Source organism: Bacteroides sp. BFG-637, from assembly GCF_024793605.1.
GTDB classification, from domain to species: domain Bacteria; phylum Bacteroidota; class Bacteroidia; order Bacteroidales; family Bacteroidaceae; genus Bacteroides; species Bacteroides vicugnae.
Genome location: NZ_JANUPD010000002.1, coordinates 3,242,942 through 3,264,425, shown reverse-complemented (window position 1 = coordinate 3,264,425; position 21,484 = coordinate 3,242,942). Strand labels below are relative to the sequence as shown.

Annotated in this window: 9 protein-coding genes and 1 pseudogene; all 10 read right to left on the bottom strand. The window is 41.3% G+C overall.

Features of this window, described 5'->3' with window-relative positions:
• Positions 1–10 precede the first annotated feature (10 nt).
• The 10 genes and pseudogenes from NXX38_RS12420 to NXX38_RS12375 all read right to left on the bottom strand — a co-directional run bounded on the left by NXX38_RS12420 (position 11) and on the right by NXX38_RS12375 (position 21,484).
• On the bottom strand, positions 11–3,274 hold the full coding sequence (locus NXX38_RS12420; RefSeq protein WP_258979608.1) for a DUF4450 domain-containing protein: 3,264 nt from the start codon (positions 3,272–3,274) through the stop codon (positions 11–13).
• Positions 3,275–3,289: 15 nt separating this feature from the next.
• Entirely contained in the window at positions 3,290–5,401 is a 2,112-nt protein-coding gene (locus tag NXX38_RS12415; RefSeq protein ID WP_148364569.1) for a hypothetical protein, read from the bottom strand.
• A 118-nt stretch (positions 5,402–5,519) separates the two neighbouring features.
• A complete protein-coding gene (locus NXX38_RS12410) occupies positions 5,520–7,202 on the bottom strand; it encodes a RagB/SusD family nutrient uptake outer membrane protein (protein WP_148364285.1) in 1,683 nt (560 codons plus the stop codon).
• A complete protein-coding gene (locus tag NXX38_RS12405) occupies positions 7,202–10,345 on the bottom strand; it encodes a SusC/RagA family TonB-linked outer membrane protein (RefSeq protein WP_148364284.1) in 3,144 nt (1,047 codons plus the stop codon). The genes NXX38_RS12410 and NXX38_RS12405 overlap by 1 nt, the downstream gene beginning before the upstream one ends.
• 21 nt (positions 10,346–10,366) lie before the next feature.
• Positions 10,367–12,031 carry a hypothetical protein gene (locus NXX38_RS12400; RefSeq protein WP_148364283.1) on the bottom strand — a complete coding sequence of 555 codons (1,665 nt, stop codon included), beginning with the start codon at positions 12,029–12,031 and terminating at the stop codon, positions 10,367–10,369.
• Between the two features lie 3 nt (positions 12,032–12,034).
• Entirely contained in the window at positions 12,035–13,759 is a 1,725-nt protein-coding gene (locus tag NXX38_RS12395; protein ID WP_148364568.1) for a DUF5108 domain-containing protein, read from the bottom strand.
• Positions 13,760–13,776: 17 nt separating this feature from the next.
• On the bottom strand, positions 13,777–15,318 hold the full coding sequence (locus NXX38_RS12390; RefSeq protein WP_148364282.1) for a RagB/SusD family nutrient uptake outer membrane protein: 1,542 nt from the start codon (positions 15,316–15,318) through the stop codon (positions 13,777–13,779).
• 13 nt (positions 15,319–15,331) lie between these two features.
• A complete protein-coding gene (locus NXX38_RS12385) occupies positions 15,332–18,589 on the bottom strand; it encodes a TonB-dependent receptor (RefSeq protein ID WP_122135667.1) in 3,258 nt (1,085 codons plus the stop codon).
• A gap of 20 nt (positions 18,590–18,609) precedes the next feature.
• Positions 18,610–20,871 (bottom strand): annotated as a pseudogene (locus tag NXX38_RS12380) (fasciclin domain-containing protein).
• Positions 20,872–20,905: 34 nt separating this feature from the next.
• A complete protein-coding gene (locus tag NXX38_RS12375; protein WP_122135665.1) occupies positions 20,906–21,484 on the bottom strand; it encodes a hypothetical protein in 579 nt (192 codons plus the stop codon).

Sequence of the window (21,484 nt, the reverse complement as noted above, 5' to 3'; positions counted from 1 at the left end):
ATTTTTTGTTTTATTGAATTGTAATTCCCATCAGGCCGATAACAACATCGTTCGAAAGTGTTTCCAACGTCAGATGGCTTAATTCTTTAGAAGGATTCAAAGGCATATCCAAAAGTATGCCCGCTCCCCCCTCAATGGAACGTCCATAAACACCCTTTATTCCTAAGTCTTTTCCCAAGTCATTACTTACCATACCTGTCTTGAAATGAATACGATAAGGACGAGGAGAAGATACAGTGAATGCCTGACCATCGACATAGAAATCCTGCTCAATAGGACACCAGTTATCCGGATTCACTAATTCCAGCACATCGGAAGTACCATCCGTATAGAATACACGAATGATACCATTAGCAATGCGGCACTGCATGTGGTTAGTACTACCTGCCATCATCAAATAGGCATGAGAAGCTCTACCGGAAAGCGGAATACTCAAGCTATCCGGATAATTATCCCACAAAGAAGTGAAAGCTATATTGTTTCCTTGAGCCAATGTTCGGAATGAAACACCCAATTGGGTAGTCAACACCTCATCACGTACCAGCGCACGCAAACCCGTATCGTCAATATCAGCTGTTAGTTTCGGGTGACACCACTCACCAATGCCCTGAATAGGAAGCGATAGAGTGGTATAAGGTGAACGGGGAGTGAGATACTTATTCCGGAAAATATCAGTAACATTCGCATTGAACAGAGAATCCATATTTATCATCCGGCACTCTAATGTATTCACCTGTGAGAAAGGGAGAACGACCGATGATTTTTCTAATTCTGATATTTGTATATTCACAGGCTGCCACCATTCCATTTGTCCCTGTTTCATGCGAACAAAGAAAGTATGATGCCCTAAATGATCGTTGACTTTACTTCTAATAGATGTATCACTAACGTTCGGTTGTACCAAAACTCCCTGTGGATCATATATTTCACCGAATAATGCCCCTGAAGTTGAAGGGATATTGATCTCCGCTAAAGCATCCGTCTGTATTTCAGGCAGCATCGAACTCAAACTTTTTCCTCCCCATACAATTTCGACTGTTGATTTCTTTGCAGAAGAGGCAGGGATGATAATCACCGGATAACCAGAAGCCGCTTCTGCAAAACTCCAGTCAGCCTCTCTCCCATTCACTTTCACCGAATGAATTTCTTCTCTCCCGGCATTCACTTGTAATGTCAATGCCAAAGGAGTCTCAAAACGTTGCTCTATTTGGTAGGTATCAACATCTTTTTCCCGAACAAAGCTATAAGTCATATCCGGCAAAGAAATAGAAGCTTTTGACCATTCCGCGGGAAATCCCGGACGAATCACCATCTTACCGTTCAAAACATCCGGTAAAATACCATACAAACCTTGTACCAACAATCGGGAAGCTACCCCAATCGGATCTCCGAAGTCACGATAGCATTCTCCACGGGCAGCATCATAAAAACTGACTTGTCCAAAATTACCCGGACTGTTCCCTAGATACATACCATCCAGAAAGGAGCTTTTCATCAGTCGGCATCCTTCCTCCGGACGTCCTGCCTGAAAATAAGCCAAAGCTGTATGCATCACCTCTGCAAAAGCCACATTATTGATACTCCAGGAATAAGGTAACCAATTGGTAGTGGCAATCGTTGCATATCCCTCTTCCAGTCCATCGGCACATACGGGAATATGAGGTATTTCCGTATCGACATAGCGCGTAGCCTGATAAGCCTGAAAAGGATCAGCAACTTCACTATCAAGTGCATGATATATAGTCCACAATCCCGGACTTTCATGAAGCCGACGATGTCCCATGAAATCCTGATACTCCGCCCAGCAACCTTTACTCTGCATCCAAAGGCGTTTATTCATCGCTTTCAATATTTGTTCGGCTTCCTTCTGATAAGGTACAGAATCTTCACCTATCAAGGAAGCTAGAAAAGCTGCCATTTTATTGGAACGATAGTTGTAAGCCGATGAATGGGTGACAGCACCACTATTGTAATAAAGTGCATCGCTTGCCCAGATACAAGCATAAGCATCATATAAGCCATCATTGTCCGGATCATAATTTAATTTTTCCCAAGCAAGATGACGGGTAATTACAGGCCACATTTTACGGACATACGCCGTATCTCCCATCCAGTTGAAATGCCATAAGAGTTCATCCATATAACAAAGATTCATGTCATAATGATGCATTTGATTATTGCGCCCCGGATTCCGGCAAATATAACCGTTACTATATTGAGGAGTTCCCCAACGTTTTTCCGAACGTGCCAGATTCATTGTGGAGTCCTGTGCCGGATGCGGAATTGTATTCGGAACATCAGTCACCTGACTGGCCGCATAAGCATCAAAATGAGTACGTGCCCGATCATGCCATCCTAAAGCATCACCGGTATACCCGGCTCTCCACCCACTCAACGGCATACGCCAGCCAATAGCACCGTGCAACCAGACTTGCCCATCCCAAATTCCATCGGCAGCAGCAACTAACGCTCCTCCCAAGGTATTCAAATAAGGGTCCGGAGTTTCTATTTTCAAACGGGAGGCTAATGCCAAAGAAGCCGCCTCCGCTTTTTGATAGAGTTTACGGGCATTAGATTGTTCAGGCACTTCCCCACGTACTAAGTATGCTTCTTTCTGCAAGGGAAGTTCACCTGTGACAAGGTCGGCAGCTTCGGCCGGAAGTTCGAAACAATCAGCCGGATCGACTCCCATATCTCCATTACGACTCAAACGTTTCCCGGTAGCACCTCCATGCTGCCAACGAAGTATAGCCCCTTTAGGCATATTCGAAGCGGAAAAACGCCAGATAGCTCCGTCCATATCGGCTAATGCCAATACTACAATACGCAGTTCTCCTTTTCCCCAAGAAGGGTCTGTCAGATAATAGGTACGTTTTCCTGCCGAGTAGCGGGATTCACAATGTCCGGTACGGTCAAGTGCGACTTCTGTTCCATCACGAAGAATGATTTTGAAACTTATATTTCCTCCACGTCCATTATTATAAAACGCAAAAACCGGCCGGTCACTTGTTTCTACACGAAAAGGGCTATGTCTACCATACAAAGCACGGGTATAGCGGTTCTTACCGTTGATACAAACAAATTCATCTCCATCAGGATGGTATTGCAACGTCCGTTTTGCCCCTCGCAAATGCTCGTTTAAGGAGATGGATTCTTTAAAGTCACCGATCTGTTTTGCCTCTCTTTGAGCATTTAATTGCATTGCCGGCAACATAAAAAGACAATAAGCAGTAAGCCCTCCTTTTAAAATAAGATTCAGACGAAAATATTTCATATTTTTTGTGTTTGATTATGGTAATGGCTTCAATCCTTCCCAACGAACATTCCATGTCCCGTCTTTCGGGAATCCCGGATTAGTTTCAAGACACCCGTCCCAACCTGCACACATCATTGCAATAGCAGTCAACAAGCCACCATTACCCGGTAAATAAATGCGCAAACGACCATCTTGATAATTATGACCATTTATCAGGTATGTATTTGTGCGTTTATCCATCATTAAAGCTCCAACAGCCTTTTCCGGTTCGCCCAGACGGGCAGCATTCATGGCTGTCATCGGATAATCCCATCCCCAGGTTTTACCCCAATTCCAGTTATCCCAAATCCAGTGCAATGTATTTTTCATATAATCTTCCCGGATAAGTTTATTCATCGGAAGGATACCGACTGACCCCAGCACTGCCATGTGATCGGAAGTATAACGAATGTCCTTATAAGTATCTGTAGCTGTTTCAGCAGCCAGATAAAGTCCATCTGCATTATAAGCTAAAGGTGAAAGTTTGTCGAGCATTTCGTCCCATTCCAGATTACGCTGTTGCCCCATGCGCTCACGCCATTGTTGGGCGGTCTGCATTGCAAAATGCCAGTAAGAAAGTTCGAAAGGAGGATTTACTGTTTCTGCTGCACGTAACGTTTCTTGTGCGGGGATGGCACCTTTCAACACATAGCGTCCTTCCAGTTCATCATAGGTAGCAAAGGAATACATAAATTCAGCTGTCTCTTGTACTAAACGATTATATTTCTCTAGTACTTCTTTAGTCGGATCGGCACGATAAAGCAATTCTGCCAGATAAATTAAATGGGGTTGTTGCCAAATCAGAAAACTTCCTACTTTAGAGGGAGCTTCTGTTCCTGACGGGTCGGTCATTTTCATCCAACGAACACCGTCAAATCCTTGTCTCTGTGCTATTTGGCGTGCCATAGGTTCTGCTTTTTCATACCAAGCAAGTGTACGGTCGAGTAAATTGCTACGGTTCCAGAGAGCAAATTGGGCTTCGTGCCACCAGATCATTTCAAGATGAAATTTACCAAACCATGAATTATAAGTAAGTCCCGTTTCTTGCGGAGGAGTAGTACCCGCGCTTTGAATAGCAAGCAGATATTGACTAAGTACCACACGTCGTTCCAATTCTTTGGCGCGTGAATCCGTACATGACGAGAAATCAACTGCCGCACCTTCTTTCCAGAAAGAGTTCCAATAGTTTTTTGCTTCTTCCTGAATCTGTTCCACGGTGACAGTCTGCGTAGAAGGAGCTTCACTAGTAAAAGCACAGGTAAAAGCCAATTTGTCGTCTATCGGGGTCAGGACAAAATAATGCTTTGCTTTTTCATTCAAAGTCGCTTTCCCTTCCCAATGCAAAGTTATATAATACTCTGTACTATCTAAAGTGTGCTTCAGGACTGCAGAAGATTCATTTTGAGTAACAATCGTCGTCGTATGTTTATCAATGGCTTCCCAATTACAAGCATCATCACAGTGTCCTCCTGTAGGATACGGAAAGCGAAAACAAATTCCGGTATGTGCCTTGGAGGTTATATGAGCAGCAATCATATCACTGGAAGGATGGCAGACAGTCTCCACCTGATAATCTTCACCATTTAATTTAAACCTGCTCTCAATTTTTCCATTCCACAAACAAAGTTTCTGATGAATATCAGTCACTTGTTCAATATCTGTATCTTCTTTCACGTCGAAACCGACAATCCCTAAATGAAGACGGTGTGGATTGACACGAAACCAGTTAGCGGCATCTTGCTGTCTGCCTTTCTCTTTGAACTGTGTGGCATAAAGTTCTTTCTTCCCTCGCCCAAAATCGTACTCTTTCAAGGTTTCTTCCGGAGTGAGATGTTCCGGATTGGCAAAGCTATGCCATCCCCACTGGCTTTGCGTTCCTAATGGAACACCTTTGCTGTAATTGTCCGGAAATGTCTGTAAACCGGTTATATCTACCGTATAAGCAAACTCTCCATTTCCTACAGAAAGGGAAGCCAATGAATCGAATGCCGTAACAACGGGACTATTTCTTTCTACCAGCGCCTCACGGTCAATAACGGACTGTTTTCCGTCTCCGCAAGCTGTCCAAACAAGAAGTGCTGCAATATATGCTGCTAATGTTTTCATCATTCTTTGTTATTGTTATTTGCAAAAGTATTTATATTTGAAACAATGACGCGGATTCTCTTTCAAAAATCCGCGTCACCCCAACCTAATCCACATCAAAGGATGATTTGAGGATTTTTTATTTTAACTTCCATTTAATGAAATAATCTCCACTCATTATTTTGGAACGGATGGCTGCAGCATTACCAGTACTTTCATACTTTTCCGAAATATATTTCGCCATGAAACTATTATCTTTATAACGTTTCGCCATACGAATCATAGCCGGATAAACTTTTCCTTCGCACGCCATTTCCAACATCATTTCTTTCAATATTTCTTCGTCATTGTTTTGCACATTAGATGTGAAGGTACGTGCTCCTAGGTTACTATAGCTTACTTCTACTCCACGAATCCCTCTGTCACCATATTTACGACTACCAATACCTGTTGTCCCGTTTGAATAATAATATACAGTACTGTTATTCGTCCAATGAGGAGTAATACCATACCAATTCCCGGAATAAGTACCTTCTTCATCAATATCAAACTCACTAGAGTAAGCATTGACCCCTACATTAATCAGTGCGTCTACTACAGATCTTCTGCCCAATTGATTGAATGCTTCCGCCAACATAAAATAAAGGTCTGCACCGCGGTAAGTATATACGAATACATCATCGCGATAAGCGTTACGTACAGGTTTAGAAGTTGGACGGAATTTACTGATAACCCATTTACCATTGTATTCAGATACCGTATAACCCATTCTGAAATCTTTATCTTTATTGCCCAACGGACCGAATTCATTATTTCTGAAACGTTCTACAGCAACCTCTGCTGGTGCCAGCCAATATTTATTCGGATAATCAGAGTCGAAATGCTTCAGCAGGCTGTTCGTCTGCCTGTTTTGATAGTCATACATAATTGCAGATGCCGATTCATAATCATACGGAGTCTCGTTATTAAAGAAATTGGTATAATGGCTGAACAACATATCATTACGTAAGAAAGCAATAGATTGATTCGTGGTACTTTGATATATACTATTCATTTTATTAAGTATCAGGTTGATACATTGCTGGTATCTGCCTAACCACAAACAAATCTCTGCATATATAGCATAGTAAGGAGGAGTCATCATATCCCAACGACGATATTCACTATTTGCCAGTTCTGTATCCGGGTCCACCCAGTCTTTCCATGCTGTTTCGTAAGTCCCGTCAATGTTGTCATAACCAATATCTAACAGATTCTTGCAAGCTACCATCGTTTCGTCAAGATTCAATATGTCAAACTGTGACAGGTCTCTCAACGAAGTCATTGGTTTGTCCACCCATGCCACTTCTCCGTAGATTTTAGCGATTGTCATAAACATCCATGCTTTGATACGCAGCGTACTACTAACTAATGCTTTATAGTGGCTTTCATTTATAGAGTTCTTTTCTTCGTATGCTTTCAATTTCCGAAGATAATCGTTACAAGCATTTACTACTTCGTAGAATCCAGAAGGGTCTGCGTATGAATTACCGCTTAAATCATCATCGTAATTGTACAAATTGTAGAGTTCTGTGGGTGCCGTTGCAGTCGGCACCACCATTTCTCCTCGAAGTTCATTCAAATAAATCACTTTGTCTCCAATGGCTTGCATTTTGGTCATGATACCAATGTAGCCGGAGTACATCTCACTTTCTTCTGATATATAATCCTCATTATCCAGTGTAACATCTGTATCAGGATTGAAGAAGTCATCGCATCCTCCCAATAAGGTAACCGCCAGAATGAAAGCGGCGTTTAATAATATCTTTTTCATCTGCATCATTAGAATTTCAAGTTAATACCCAGTTTGACTGATTTCGGTTGCATCACTTTCGCATAATCAAATCCCTGTGTGGCACTGTTACCGGATGAATAGGCAAATTCAGGGTCCATTCCTAAATATTTGGTAGCAGTAAGCAAGTTTTCTCCTGTCACATACAGTGTGCCGGAACGGAAAAACTTCCAAATCGGTTTGTCGAAACTATAGCTCAACGTAACGCTTTTCATACGTAGAAAAGAAGCATCTTCAATCCAACGGGAAGAGAAATTATTATTTCCAATAGCATCTCCATAGCTGGCACGCGGGATATTAGTCACTTGTCCTTCTACATTCCAACGATTAGTCACTGCTACACTTTGGTTAGAGAAAGAAGAAACTGATTCCAATGTCCTTCTTACCGCATTGTATGCTTCATTTCCTTTTGAATAAGAGAATTCGGCCGCCAGTGAGAAATGCTTATAACGAATATTGGTATAGAACCCTCCAAAGTAATCAGGAGTGGCACTACCCAATGATACATAATCTTTAGAATCAATACGTCCGTCATTATTCTGGTCTACATAACGTACATCACCAGCACTGTATGCCTGATTACTGCTGTTGATCAATGCGGCTTCACTCGCTTCCGCTTGGGTAGAGTAGACACCGTTTGCTTGCAATCCGTAGAATTCATATGGATTTCCACCTACACGACTTACTATCATCGAACCGTCACTATATTGAACTGTTTCCTGATTGTTTCCGCCCAATGATTTAATCTTACTCTCCATGAAAGAGATATTACCTCCTACAATCCATTCAAAGTCACGCATACGGATAAGGGAAGCTTGCAATGAAAGCTCCACTCCATTGTTATCAATTTTTCCGACATTTGCATAATAAGCAGATGTTCCATAGATAGCAGATTTTCCAATGTTCATGATTACATCTTTGCTTCTGCCACGATAATAATCTACTCCCAGACTAATACGGTTTCTCAAGAAAGAGGCATCCAAACTTAAATTCATCTGGGAAGTTATCTCCGGTTTCAAATGCGTATTCGGGATTTGGGTACGCATAATACCCGATACAGCCATATAGGGTGAACTACTATAATAAGATTTTCCATAATTGGAAGAAAAGCGACTGTTTCCTGTCAGGCTGTATTCTGCACGCAAATCCAGACGGGTGATCCAATCCTTGTCTATAAGGAAAGACATATTCTTCGCCATCCATGTGATTCCGCCTGATGGATAAACCCGAAAATGGTTGGTGTATCTTCCGTTTGCGGAAGAACCGTCGATAGACATATTCAATGCAGCATTCAATACATGATTATAAGTATAGTCAACGTGACCATAAATATTAGCCCAGTTCCATTTATTCTGATAACCGTCGAAATAACGACCTATAGCATCAGCCGAACCCAGTACCTGATAGAAGTCATTGGTTGTGTTGCGAGCGTATGCCCCGTCGTATTCCTGCAGAGTAGTCAATATTTGCACTCCTGCCATAGCATTCAAAGCATGACGGCTACTGAATTGCTTGCTGTAGCGTGCGTTTAGGTTATAAAAATAATTAGTCGTTTCGTTTACACCTTCCCGTATCGTATTTTCTTCAGTACCATATGTATCTGTAGTAGGAACGATAGTAAGATCTGTTCTGCCTGGAACGAAAATATGCTCCTTATTATAGTTATAATAAAGCCCGAAGACACCATTAAGAGAAAAACCGGGAAATATTTTATAATTGAAACCTGCCTTAATATTCACATCATATTGGCGACTGTTCGCATCCAAGTCATTGACAATGGCTAACGGGTTACTTACAGCAAAGTCCATATTTTTGCTGATTCCATAATAGTAGTCGGAGTAAATCGGAGTAAATTCTCCGTTATCAGCCTTCTGATAGGGAGCAAGCAGCGGAGACTGCGCATAAGCGGCGAGCAAAGGATTGGTACGCACATTCATCCCTTGTTCTTGATAATTACCGTTGATATATGCCAATCCGACAGTAGCATAGACTTCAAAATTCTTACTTACTAAGAAGTTTCCGTTCAACTGTGTATGATAGCGGTTCTGCTGAGTACTTTTCAATATTCCGTCTTCTTTAGAGTAGCCCAAAGACAAGTCATATTTGGCGATAGCATCACCACCTTCTACTCGAAACAGATTTTCTGTCACAAATCCGCTCCGGTAGATTTCATCTTGCCAGTTCGTATTGTTATTGTAATAGTTGGCGTATCTACTATTAGTTGGGTCGCTCATAAAAGGGAATTCGGTAAAGAACTCATCCATGTTTCCGAAATAACTCATTCCCATGTCTGATAGATAAGAACGGTAATCTATACCATTCAGCAAGGGCATACGTTTGTTATTCCAATTAACACCAAACTGGCCGTAATAACTGATTTCCGTGTTCATATTCTCCGATGTAGCACCATCTGTTTCAATCAGAATGACACCGTTAGCACCCATAGAGCCATATAAAGCCGCTTCCGCACCTTTCAAAACGGTGATATTTTGAATATCATTGAGGTTGTAAGCCTGAAAGATATTACGGCTCAATCCGTTAATCAATGGTGAATCATTTACGTCCGGTATATAAGGAATGCCGTTGATGACTACCAGTGGAGCATTATTACCCACAAAAGAACGTGTTCCGCGAAGATTGATGAAACTTCCCTCTCCTGGCATACCGCTACCACGGGTCACTTGCAAACCCGCAATCTGTCCAGCCAAGGCGCGATCTATCTTCATACCAGCAGGTACGAAATCTTTTTTAGTGATATTCTCTGCAGAAGTAGTCACTTCATTCGTTTCAATACGGAAGGGCAGCACTGTTGTTTCATTATACTTATATTCCGATTCAGGAATCATTATGATCGTCATCTCCTTACGGTTGTCCACTGCTTGAAGCACCGTATAATATCCGGCAGCCCAGACAGAAATAGTGGCTTTCTGTAGATTCTTGCATTCAATTTGAAAAACTCCGCTCTTATCCGTAGTGACATTTTCGCTTCCGGTGACGGATATTACCGCACCCTCAATCGGAACATTCAGGGTGGATAATACTTTACCGCTTATTTTGCCTTGTTCCTGTGCATACAGATTGACAGCGACCAAGCAAAGTAACAGGGTGAAAAATAAAACTTGTATCTTTTTCATGTTGTCTTTATTTTCATAAGATTAATAACAGTCCGCAGTTGGTCTTAAACACCAGTGGTATAGTGCTGCTTCAGATAGATTGGAACCTGATCCACTAAGACGTATCATAATTTCGCTGGCTTCGTCTCCCGGAATAGTGACTGTACCTACAGCACCTCCATCACGATCATATTTTGATTTATTTTTAAATCCTTGTGCAACAGCTTCATCTATTCCTTCCGGATATCCGCCTCCGCCACGATCATAGTGGTAAGCAGATGCATTATTAAGCACCGACTGAGAAAGAGTGGCTACAGGAATTTCTTCTCCATTCTTGATAATTGAAACGGCAATCGCTCCTAAAGTTTTCTTTTGTCTGAACCCCATGGTGAGCGTATATGTTCCAGGAGGAACCTTATAAGGAGTAGCCACATAGCGAGTTCCCACAGTTTCACCTCTAAATGGTGTATAATCAAGCGTATATATTTGATTATCAGGATCTGTCAAGTTAAAATAGAGAACTCTGTAATATATCGTAGGGAATCCTAATGCTGCCCATCCTGCGCAGTTCGCTTCATCCGTTTCACTAATCTTGTTAAATGAGAGATTGGTAGTCTTGAAATACGTATCTTTATCATCGGCACTCAAATATTCGTAGTTTCTGAAAAGCTCTTTAAGGCGATATATCAATACGTTAGTAGGTATCTTCATTTCAGTGACATGGTAAGCTACTCCGTTACTCATGGATATCGGATTGTCAAGATCTACTTTCTGCACGGTCGTGCGCCATTGTTTACTGAATACAGAAGTTAAGTCCTCATTGCTTTCAAAACTGGCTTTATCATAAATCTTATTAAAGAAAGCCGATTGAAATATCCAGTTTTCCAGAATGCTGTCTGCACGTGTCATATTCCAGTTCTCCAGATTTTTCCGTGCTACGCTTAATGCGTTATTGATTACGTCATTGGACGGGATTAGCATGGTAGCACTGAGATTTTCGGACATGATGTCAAACTTTACCTTTTCAAAATAAGGAGCTCTTACGGTAAATACCGAGTCATATACGGTATTTCCCGTATTGTCTACTCCTACCACTTTACTCGCGTCTCTGTCAAATGTCAAAACATTACGTGACAAGATCATTTCACGGAAGATAGAATAATCGTCACCCAAATTTTCTATGATCTCATACATGCTGCGCGGAGCATTGATAGCCTGATCTAACAAATACAAATATCCATTGGTCAGTTTAACTACCCGAGTTACGGTTGCATTATTAAATTGAATACTAGAAGTATTATTTTCCCCATCGGTTTTACTGATATTCAAATATTTACCGCTCCACATCAAAAGACGTTGTCCATCTTCCAGATTTGAAGGTGAGATAGAGGCATCAGAGATATAGGTCTGAGCGGTGTATATAGGATCATCCCCCGCTGCAATGCTTGACTCCACTGCCAGAATGGTGTACATTTGTTCTTTCGCCAATAATTGTTCCACCATGCCTGTTTCGCTGAACAGCTGGTACATATTACTTAAAGAGGATTCTTGAGCCAAATAATCGGTAAGGGATTCATTGACAATGGAAATCTCCATATTATTAACCGTACTGGCGTTTTGAGCATAATGCTCATCCCATGTGTTAGTACAACCGCTTCCTATCAATCCGATAAGGGCAATGCCGAGTATATATTTTTTTGCTTTCATGGTTTATTCGTCAAATATGGGTTCAAATTCTAAATAATCTAAGTATATACGATAATCGGATTTATCACTAGCAGCAGGGTCCGTCAATACCAGTCTGAATGTGTGAGTAGAGTTTTCTGTAAATTCTATCTCATCATAAATCACATCTTCATAACATCCCAACTTGTTGCTTTTGAGAGTAGTGGTTGAACTGGTATACGGTGCACGTGTGACTGAATGATCTCCATCAAAGCTGAAAATCATTTGTCCTCCGTTACTTCCGCCACTTTTTGTTCTGATAAAATCCATAGATGTAGCATAACCAAAGTGTAATGTTACTTTGTACTTTCCCTTGATGATAGACGGTGTTTCCATTGAGATCCAACCTGTATTACCAATGTTCAACATTAGAAAGTCATAATTACGGGCAGTTTTCCAGTCATTATTCGTCCGGGTAGTAAAATAGGTAATATTATAATATTTATCAAAAGCTCCTGATGGATTCTTTAGTTCATATTCATAACAATTAAGTTCTGAGATGTCGCATTTCTTTTCTGCCGTTCCAAATGATTCCTGAAATTTAATGCCCTCCTCTCCATGACCGTCTGCAATCCAGTCTTTGATAACAGAGAAATTACATACATCAAACAATACAGTTTCCGGTTTTACATCCGCAATCGGCAGGTAAGTGGAAACTTGATGAATATAGCCATTCTTAGCTTGCAAATTACAAGCGTCTTCCACAAAGACAGCTTTGTTTGCTTCGTCCTGATAGTTCAAGTAAAATTTTCTATCTTCCTCTTGGCTTATTCTTACCACATTTCCTTTGCACGATGTGTTCCATATCTTAGAAGTCGCATTTTCACTGTCAAAACTCTGCAAGTCGTTCAAATCATAACTTCCGGTCAGGATGTGATAGGCTACATATTTATACAATGCATTCTCCGGATTACTATAGTCACTGCTTGCTCCCAACAGTTGTGCTAAATCAGCCAGACTATTGATACCTGCATCATGAAAAACATCATCCGTTACAGCTAACAGTGTGTAATTGCGTTTCTGCTTGATAGTTTGTCCCTGATCATTTTTCAGTTCATCATAGATAATGTCCAACTCAGCTCCCCATCCCGTCGCATCTAAAGCGGACTTCAAGAGGGCGTAAGGACGTCCGCTTTCGGATATCCGGGCATATACGCTTTCAGTAAGCGGAGTTAACGTATTTCCTAACACATATACATAACCGTTGGATACCGGATTTGCAAATTCAAGCACATGGGCTTCACTGTTCAGATAAACGGACCGCATACCACCACCGCCATTTTCCGCACTTCCGAATGATACCATCAAAATATCGTCAGAAACAGTTTTCTTAGCCAATGCACCTTCCTTCTCAATAAAAGTTGCTTGATTAATGGTGTCTTGTATAATATGATAAGACACCAAATTACGTGCATATTCCGTTCCCAATTCTTCGATGGAAGAAACCCCTCTCCGAGTGTAAAACTCCTGTACAGCTGTATTGTTGGGAACGAAAAGAGTGAAGCGCTGGGTAGCCTGATTCACCGCATTGTATAAGTCCGCATATTTCATGATGTGAATCCATTCGGAAAAGTCTTCCGACCTGCTGGATAAATAAGTTGCAGCAGGCTGTGTATCAAAGACCACAAAAGTGTCTCCATCATACGGATCATTACAAGCTGCACATAAAACGATGAGCAGCATCCAGTAATATTTTTTTAGTTTTTTCATCATATATCGTTATTTAATTATTCATAATAAGGATTTTGTGTCAATAACGAGTTGTTGAATATATCTTCAGCAGGAATTGGCAGATACCAAGCATTATCGTTATCCAAAACAGAACTCAGCCATTTATTTTCCGCAGTAAGGTTATTCTCCATAATGATTGCTTTAAAGCGGGCTTTATACTTGAAGTTTTGCTGCTTACCGTAGCGCAATAGGTCATACCAACGCTTGCCTTCTGCTGCAAACTCCATGTCGCGTTCGTCCAATAGCATTTCCAATAACATTTCTTCAGTAGCTTCGTTAATATTGTCCGCACTGACTTCACTTCGTGGGTTTAGCTCTGAACGTTCGCGTATCTGATTAATTATAGCCAATGCTTCTGTCCAGTTGGCAGAACCGCCGATACGAATCAGTGCTTCCGCTTTCATCAACATTACGTCTGCCATACGATAGATGATATAATTGGCATCCAGAATGGTGCGTACAGCTTCCCGGTCGGCGACTCCCATTCCTGAATATTTCCAGATAATGCCGTTGTCCGGATAGTTAGCATAAGCAGTACCGGCGAACGAGCCATAATAGGTGCGACTTATTTCATCTCCTCTATGTTGTGTGTATTCATCTATTAAGCGAAGAGTCATCGGCTCAGAATACATATAAGAGTCTATTGTAACATCAGTGCCATAAGGGAAAACCTTGGACGGGCTTCCACTTCCCTGCGCATAATTGGTTTCATCATATTGTATTTCAAAGATAGATTCGTTACTGTTACCGGGATAGAACATATTGAACCATTGTCCGGGTGTCGACATAAATACTGGTCGCATAGCGGCTGTAGCGTTGATCAGGTAATCAGCATAGGTGACACACTCTTCGTAATCTTCTGCCCAAAGGCAAGTTTCCGCCATCAGTGCGTACAATGCCCATTTGGTAGCACGTCCTTTGGTAGCCCATGTTCCGTCAAATGTTTCTTTGGCAGCATTAGTTGCCAACGCTGCATGTACATCACTTCTTATCAGCTCCAGAATTTCCGTTTCGGATGACTTGGCTACATCATTAGGCATGGCATCGTCTACGTAGGGTTCGGTAATCAAGGGAACCTCTCGAAAGTTACGTACCAGATACAGGTATGACAGTCCGCGTAGAAAATAGGCTTCTGTCAGATGTGAGTTCATTCTCGATTCATAATAACTCGCATCTTTGTCCATCACGGTTGGTGCATATTTCAACACAGCATTCGCCATACCGATCACTTGGTAGAAGGTACCCCATTGAACTGTTGATGTACTGGGCAACACCTGAAAGTTCTGAATTAGACCGGTTTTTGTTCCTCTGCCAGGGACGATGACAGAACTTCCTCTCAACTCTCCCCAATTGATGATATAGGGAACACAAGTACGTAAACGACTGTAGCCCTGAGCGAGAATGGCTTCCACATCTTCGGAAGACTCCCAGTACATATCGGTGGATTGCTTATCTTTGGGCAGAACATCGAGCCAATCGCTGCATCCACTCACCAACAAACTTCCGGACAGTAACAATATAGTAAATATCTTTTTCATGTTCGTAGATCTTTTAAAAACTTAAATTAAAGCCGGCAACAAGTTGAATAGAAGCCGGTGTAGTAGCACTATCTGTGGCATATGTATTTTCGGTCTTCACTTCCGGATCCTGACCGGTGTATTTAGTCCAAGTAAAGAGGTTGTATCCAGTGACATATACATCAATATTGCTAAATCCCCAACGCTGAATTATTTTTTTCGGCAAGCGATAGTTGAACGACAACGATTTCAAACGCAGGTAAGAAGCATCTTCCACAAAGCGGTCGGAACCCAATGTGTTGTATCCTTCTCCATAAAGTGCACGCGGAATATCTGTCTGATCGCCTTCATTACGCCAACGTCTAAGGACAGCCGTACTTTGATTGTCAATTCCACGCATGGATTCATTATTCAGACGGGTAGAGTTGACTACGTCCTGTCCATAACGTCCGTAAAAAATAGCCGACAGCTTAAATTGCTTATAGCTGACGTTGACACCAGCACCTCCGGTGAATCTCGGATTAGAGTTACCTAAATAGACAATATCATATTGATTGATGACACCATCATGGTTTATATCCTCGTAGAGAGCATCTCCGGGAGCTATGGTAGCTGTTCCATTCCGCATAACAATCGCGTTACCGGAAATATCTTTCATCACGTTGCCATCTGCATCACGTGCATACGTAGCATCTTTATTCTGGCAAACACCTTTGTAGCGATAGCCGTAGAAAGAACCCATCGGACGTCCTTCTTCTCTACGGTATGCATAGATGCCATTACCGAAGGTATAGTTTTCTTCGGTATAGTTATCCGGCATTTCCGTAATCTTGTTCTCGTTGTGAGCGATGTTAAAGTAGAACCCTACACGCCAGTCTTTATTTTCAAACGGGACGGCATCAACACGGAATTCCCAACCTTTATTCGTCATCTTTCCGGAATTCATGTAGCTGACTTCATAGCCATTTCCATAACCAATACTAGTTGGCATTTTAACTTTCTTTTGCAACAGATCTTTGATATATTTCTGATAGACATCGACCGTGAAGCGAAGTTTCCCTTTTAAGAAAGAAGCGTCCAGCCCTGTATTATATTCAGTGGTTGTTTCCCATTTCAGGCGATTGAGCTGCATGCTGCTCGGGGTAATGGCGCTCATATCCATGTAATTGTCTCCGGAGGCGTACGAACCCAGATAGAGCGAAGCGCCAGAGGCAGCATTCCCCGTCTGTCCTAAACTAAAACGAAGTTTAAACTCATCCATCCAATCGTTCGAAAAGTCCATGAATTTCTCATCTGCCAAATGCCAAGCGACACCGACAGTAGGGAACATTCCTAAACGTTCCGATTTACCCATAGTTGAGTTGCTCTCTAATCCCAAAGAAGCATTGACGATATAGCGGTTCAACAGAGTATAGTTCATTAAAGCCACACCGTTGATGCTACGCGTCTTAGAATCTCCAGAACTAATTTTACGTACGGCACTTCCGATAGTAGGATCGGCAAGACCGGAAGAAGCGTTACCGGAAGTTTCACTTCCATAACTGGATTTAGTCGTTTCCACAGTACGGAAGACACCGGTCGCAATAATGCTATGCTTATCATTCCAATTTTTACGATAGATCAACTTGTTCTCGGTATTGATGGTCAATTGGTCAGAAGAAGTATCTGTACTGCGGTTTGCATTACTGTCAGTCCAGGCAAGTCCGGTAGCTACTTGCGGCAAAAACATGCGTCCTTTCGTATTACGGATATTCATGTTGACATTACCCCAATAAGTTAGCCCATTCAATATGTTGTATTCAATGTTGAAATTCATCTTACTTTCCCGCTGGATAGTTTTGTTGACACTCTCATTCGCCATAGCAATAGGATTGTAATATCGACTTTTTTTGCTGTCAAAGGCCGGATCTAATGTGGAATTTTCATTGTGATTGAAATACTGTGAAGTATAATTTCCAGTCGCATCGTCAATATAGTAAGGAGATTTGTTTGGTGCTTTGCGGAAAGCCTCTGTACGTACATTGTAATAATTATTATTTCTCGTAGACTGAACAAAAGAGAATTGCGTTGTAAAAATTAACTTGTCAGAAAACTTGTAACGTACGTTTAACGAGGAGTTCAAACGACTGAAATCGGTTCCGACAGTCGTACCGCCTTCATCCAGATAACCTAAAGAGAAACGGTAAGTTGCTCTTTCTCCTCCACCACTCATAGAAAAAGTATTTTCCCATGATTGCGTATTTCTACGTACTTCAGACAGCCAATCTGTATTCTGGTTATATTCGTCAAAATAAGTCCAGTCCGGCTGATAACCGATCTCCGGTGAATTGTAAAGCATCTGCAAATAGCTGGCAGAGTTAGCAAGACCAATGTAATTGGCACTATTCCACAGAGCATCGGAAATTAAGGCCGAATATTGATTACCATCCAGCATCGGAATACTTTCCGGTTCAAACTTGGCGGAGAACTTGGAAGAAAAACTGAAACGCGTTTTTCCCTGCACTCCTTGTTTTGTTTTGATGACCAACACACCATTAGCACCTTTGGTACCCCAAACAGCAGTAGCCGCCGCATCTTTCAAAACCTCAATGGATTCAATATCTTGCGGTGAAATATTTAGCAAGGCACCCAAGTCATCATTGTTGATGGTCGAAAAATCCGTATTATCATCAATCTCAGCCGGATAAGGTACACCGTCGACTACGATCAACGGCTCGGAATTGGCGTTCAGCGTACTTCCACCACGAATCTGGATAGAGGCACGTGCACCGGGGTCACCACCGCCTAATACAATGTCGACACCACCCAACTGCCCCTGCAGGGCATCTTCAATAGAAGTAACCGGAGCAATAGCTACCAAATCTTCCATATTGACTTTCTGTGTGGCAGAAGATTGCTCTCTGGAACTGATACCCATATCGTTGCGTTCAATTCGTTTTCCCGAGATTACCACCTCATTGATTGACTGTGTATCGTCTTTCATGGTAACATTCAGCCTGGTCTGACCATTATACTTGATTCGTTGGGTTTTCATTCCAATATAAGAAAACACAATGGTCAGATTATTTTCATTTGGTACTTTCAAGTTGTAGATACCGTCCATATTTGTGATAGTACCGCCTAATGAACGGTTTTGGGAATTAAGGATGTTAACGTTTACTCCCACCATAGGCTCTGCTGTCGCGCCAAACATCTCGGTCACTTTACCGGACAGGACTTTAGCTTGTCCAAAAGCTTCGCCGGCAGTTGTCGCGAATACGATAGCAATCAGTATGTATTTTAATAATTTCATAATCTCTATTTTTCTGTTAATCAAAAGACGTCATCAATCAGGTGGAAACAACCCTCTTCGTATGCGAACGGAAAGTAGTAATAGTCTGGAATCACATGACATTTTTTGTATCCTTCCAACTGGATACTCAGTGAAGTCCCGTTATCTGTATAAATCAGTTGTGGCACAGTCGCTCCTTCAGTTTCTGCTGTACGTTCACTCCAATAACGTCCACTCTTGAAATCAGATCCAATATAAGGATAAGAAGCTATCACATTTTGTTTGGCAGTCATAAAGTATGAGTTCAGATAGTTTGCCAATTTTGCTTTATCAAAGTCACCAGTCAACTCACCATTGGCATCAAATGAGGCATTGGTTGCTCCCGGAATCCTATTATCCAATAAGGCTTGTTTGATAGCTTCATTGGTAGGAATAAATGCGACAAACCGTCCTTTTAAGAAAATATTCATCAGTACTTGATTAGATATAATATCTGTTTGACGCAGTAATTGGGTAAAGCAGTAATACGGATAATTCCTGTCCGCACAAATAGCAAGATTGTAATTCAAGTCACCACTTTCTGCCATAAATAGCTGATTACAATCAAAGCTGTAGGCACTGCCGTTAGAGCCGTCTTTCAGTTTCGTAAATGGGAAGAAGACCTCTCCATTGAATTGAGGATTCAATTGCTGATTGAAAATAGCATTACAAGTAATTTCTCCGTCCTTAACAAACCAGAAGTTCCAACTGGACTGTGTAGGGATTACTTTCATTCCATTCTCCGGCAATTCACTTTCCTGACCACTAGGAATGCTAGCAGAGTGTAAATACATAATATTCTGTTTGGCAGAACTACTGATTTCTGACCAACCATCATCTCCCATTTCTTCCAATCCTTGAGTACTATAAACGGTTCTGATACCTGAAGCATCAAATTGGTCCGCAGTGGGAACAAGCATAATATATTTCACTAAATTAGATGTGTAAGAGGATATCAGGGAAGACCCTCCCAATGCATAAAGGAAAGAACGTGCATCCCGATATTGGAACAAAGGTCCTACTACAGACGCAAATGCACTCGGCTCCTGAATCTCGTTCATTCCGTAGAGTGCACCATTCACACACATGATTTTTTCATTCAACATTGCCGGATTGATATTGATTGGCGAACCGAGTAAGGATTCCAGTTTTCCTGTTCCTATTTCTTCGGGAAATACCAATGAGCCACCATAGATAAACTGGTATAGAAAATAGTTAAGAGCCAGTGGATCAACCTCTCCCAATGAAGAGTAACCTCCGACTTTCCAGAAATTGTCGAAGAAATGATTAATGGCTGTGTTTGACGGTGCAAAGATGCTGTAAGCGGTAGCAGTCAATAACGTAAAATTTAGATAACTGCTTGTAGGCCATTCACAAGCAATGTTCGGCAGACTGTTGTGCTGATACTGATAAAGGGTATCTACCCCGTATGCGGCAGCATAGGAATCACTTAATGTATTATCGGCAATATATTCACCGAAGGAATCGTATAAATTGAAGAAGATAGGAATATTCATCTTGTTTCTTCAATTCGGTATAAATTGTTTCCAATGGTTCAATCACCCGATCAATCGTATGAATATAGCCATTATTAGCAATTATTCCGTATTCTTTTACTGATGCGTTAGATACGTTGAATCCATTTTCTCCTGTCCAAGTAGAGTTAGGATAAAAAGCTTCGTAATTGCTCTTCGCATCAATACCTTTCGTCTGGAAATAGCGATAAGAGAATACCGGCAAATAGCGTTCCAAGTGGTACACCATAACAGAAGAACCTGTAGCAGTTGTCTCAATTGTTGGCGCATCACTGCTTCTTGTTCGGTGTTTGTAATACAGACCTGCTGCTACACTCTGCTCTTCTTCCGTTTCCGTATTTCCCGTTGGGCGGAAGTTTACCAACTTCTCCTTATTATAAGAATAATAAAGAACGTGGTAACCTATTACTTTTTTACCTCATCGACAGGCATGTCGTAAATAGTGGCATAACCTTTTTCGTTTAGATAGGATTGGAAAGCGCTATCGTCTGGTGCCATAACAGTCAGGATTGCTTTACCTTCAAGCATTTGCTTGAAACCGGCAATCTCCACTCCTTGCAGGAAGATGGAATAGTTTCCGTGTTCACTAGAACTCAATACTTCCCATGCGTTGTCTGCTACCCAGTCTGGCACTTCGTAGTGCTCGTCCATATTATCTTTACAGGCAGTAAAGAGTAATGGAATGCATAACAGCCAAAGCATTTTTCGTAAAAATGTTGCGTTTCTCATTGTTTAATAATTTATGAATTTCTAATATATTGCTTTATTCTTCAAAAAAAAGTTCGATATCTAATGCATACTCGTGCTCTGGCACATAAGGATAATCAACATCAAATTCAGCTTCAAAATCAGCGTTAGAAAGAGAACCTCCGGGTTCTATTCTATCTACAGTTTCGTCAAAAAAAATAGTACCCAACCCTGTACATTGTGATGCAACAACCATTCTACATTTTTTTATACCATAGTATCTTCCCTCATCAATCAACACTTTTACTTTTACGTGATGAGTTCCATAGGTTAAATCAAAATAGCTCCAAACGTATTCATCGTTTTTTAAAAGCCCGCCTAATGGTCTAAAATAATCATAATGATCATCTATCCATACAAAACATTGATCTATTCTATATGCCTCAGGAGTAGAATAATTGAATATATAATCCTTAAAAGAATTAGCATAAATATTTAGAATAGCAACAAAAGTGGTTGTATCTGTTTCTATGCTTCTCGTTTGCACTGACTTAGATTTGGTTGCCTCTATAAAATAGTCTTCATTTGTACACGAAATAGCAAAAAAGACAATACAGGACAAACAAATAGCTTTTAGAAATCTGTACTTTTTCAT

What these genes read in the sequence shown, in the direction of transcription:
- NXX38_RS12420 (WP_258979608.1), bottom strand. Translation starts at nt 3,274, where the DNA reads ATGAAATATTTTCGTCTGAATCTTATTTTAAAAGGAGGGCTTACTGCT.
- NXX38_RS12415 (WP_148364569.1), bottom strand. Translation starts at nt 5,401, where the DNA reads ATGAAAACATTAGCAGCATATATTGCAGCACTTCTTGTTTGGACAGCT.
- NXX38_RS12410 (WP_148364285.1), bottom strand. Translation starts at nt 7,202, where the DNA reads ATGATGCAGATGAAAAAGATATTATTAAACGCCGCTTTCATTCTGGCG.
- NXX38_RS12405 (WP_148364284.1), bottom strand. Translation starts at nt 10,345, where the DNA reads ATGAAAAAGATACAAGTTTTATTTTTCACCCTGTTACTTTGCTTGGTC.
- NXX38_RS12400 (WP_148364283.1), bottom strand. Translation starts at nt 12,031, where the DNA reads ATGAAAGCAAAAAAATATATACTCGGCATTGCCCTTATCGGATTGATA.
- NXX38_RS12395 (WP_148364568.1), bottom strand. Translation starts at nt 13,759, where the DNA reads ATGAAAAAACTAAAAAAATATTACTGGATGCTGCTCATCGTTTTATGT.
- NXX38_RS12390 (WP_148364282.1), bottom strand. Translation starts at nt 15,318, where the DNA reads ATGAAAAAGATATTTACTATATTGTTACTGTCCGGAAGTTTGTTGGTG.
- NXX38_RS12385 (WP_122135667.1), bottom strand. Translation starts at nt 18,589, where the DNA reads ATGAAATTATTAAAATACATACTGATTGCTATCGTATTCGCGACAACT.
- NXX38_RS12375 (WP_122135665.1), bottom strand. Translation starts at nt 21,484, where the DNA reads ATGAAAAAGTACAGATTTCTAAAAGCTATTTGTTTGTCCTGTATTGTC.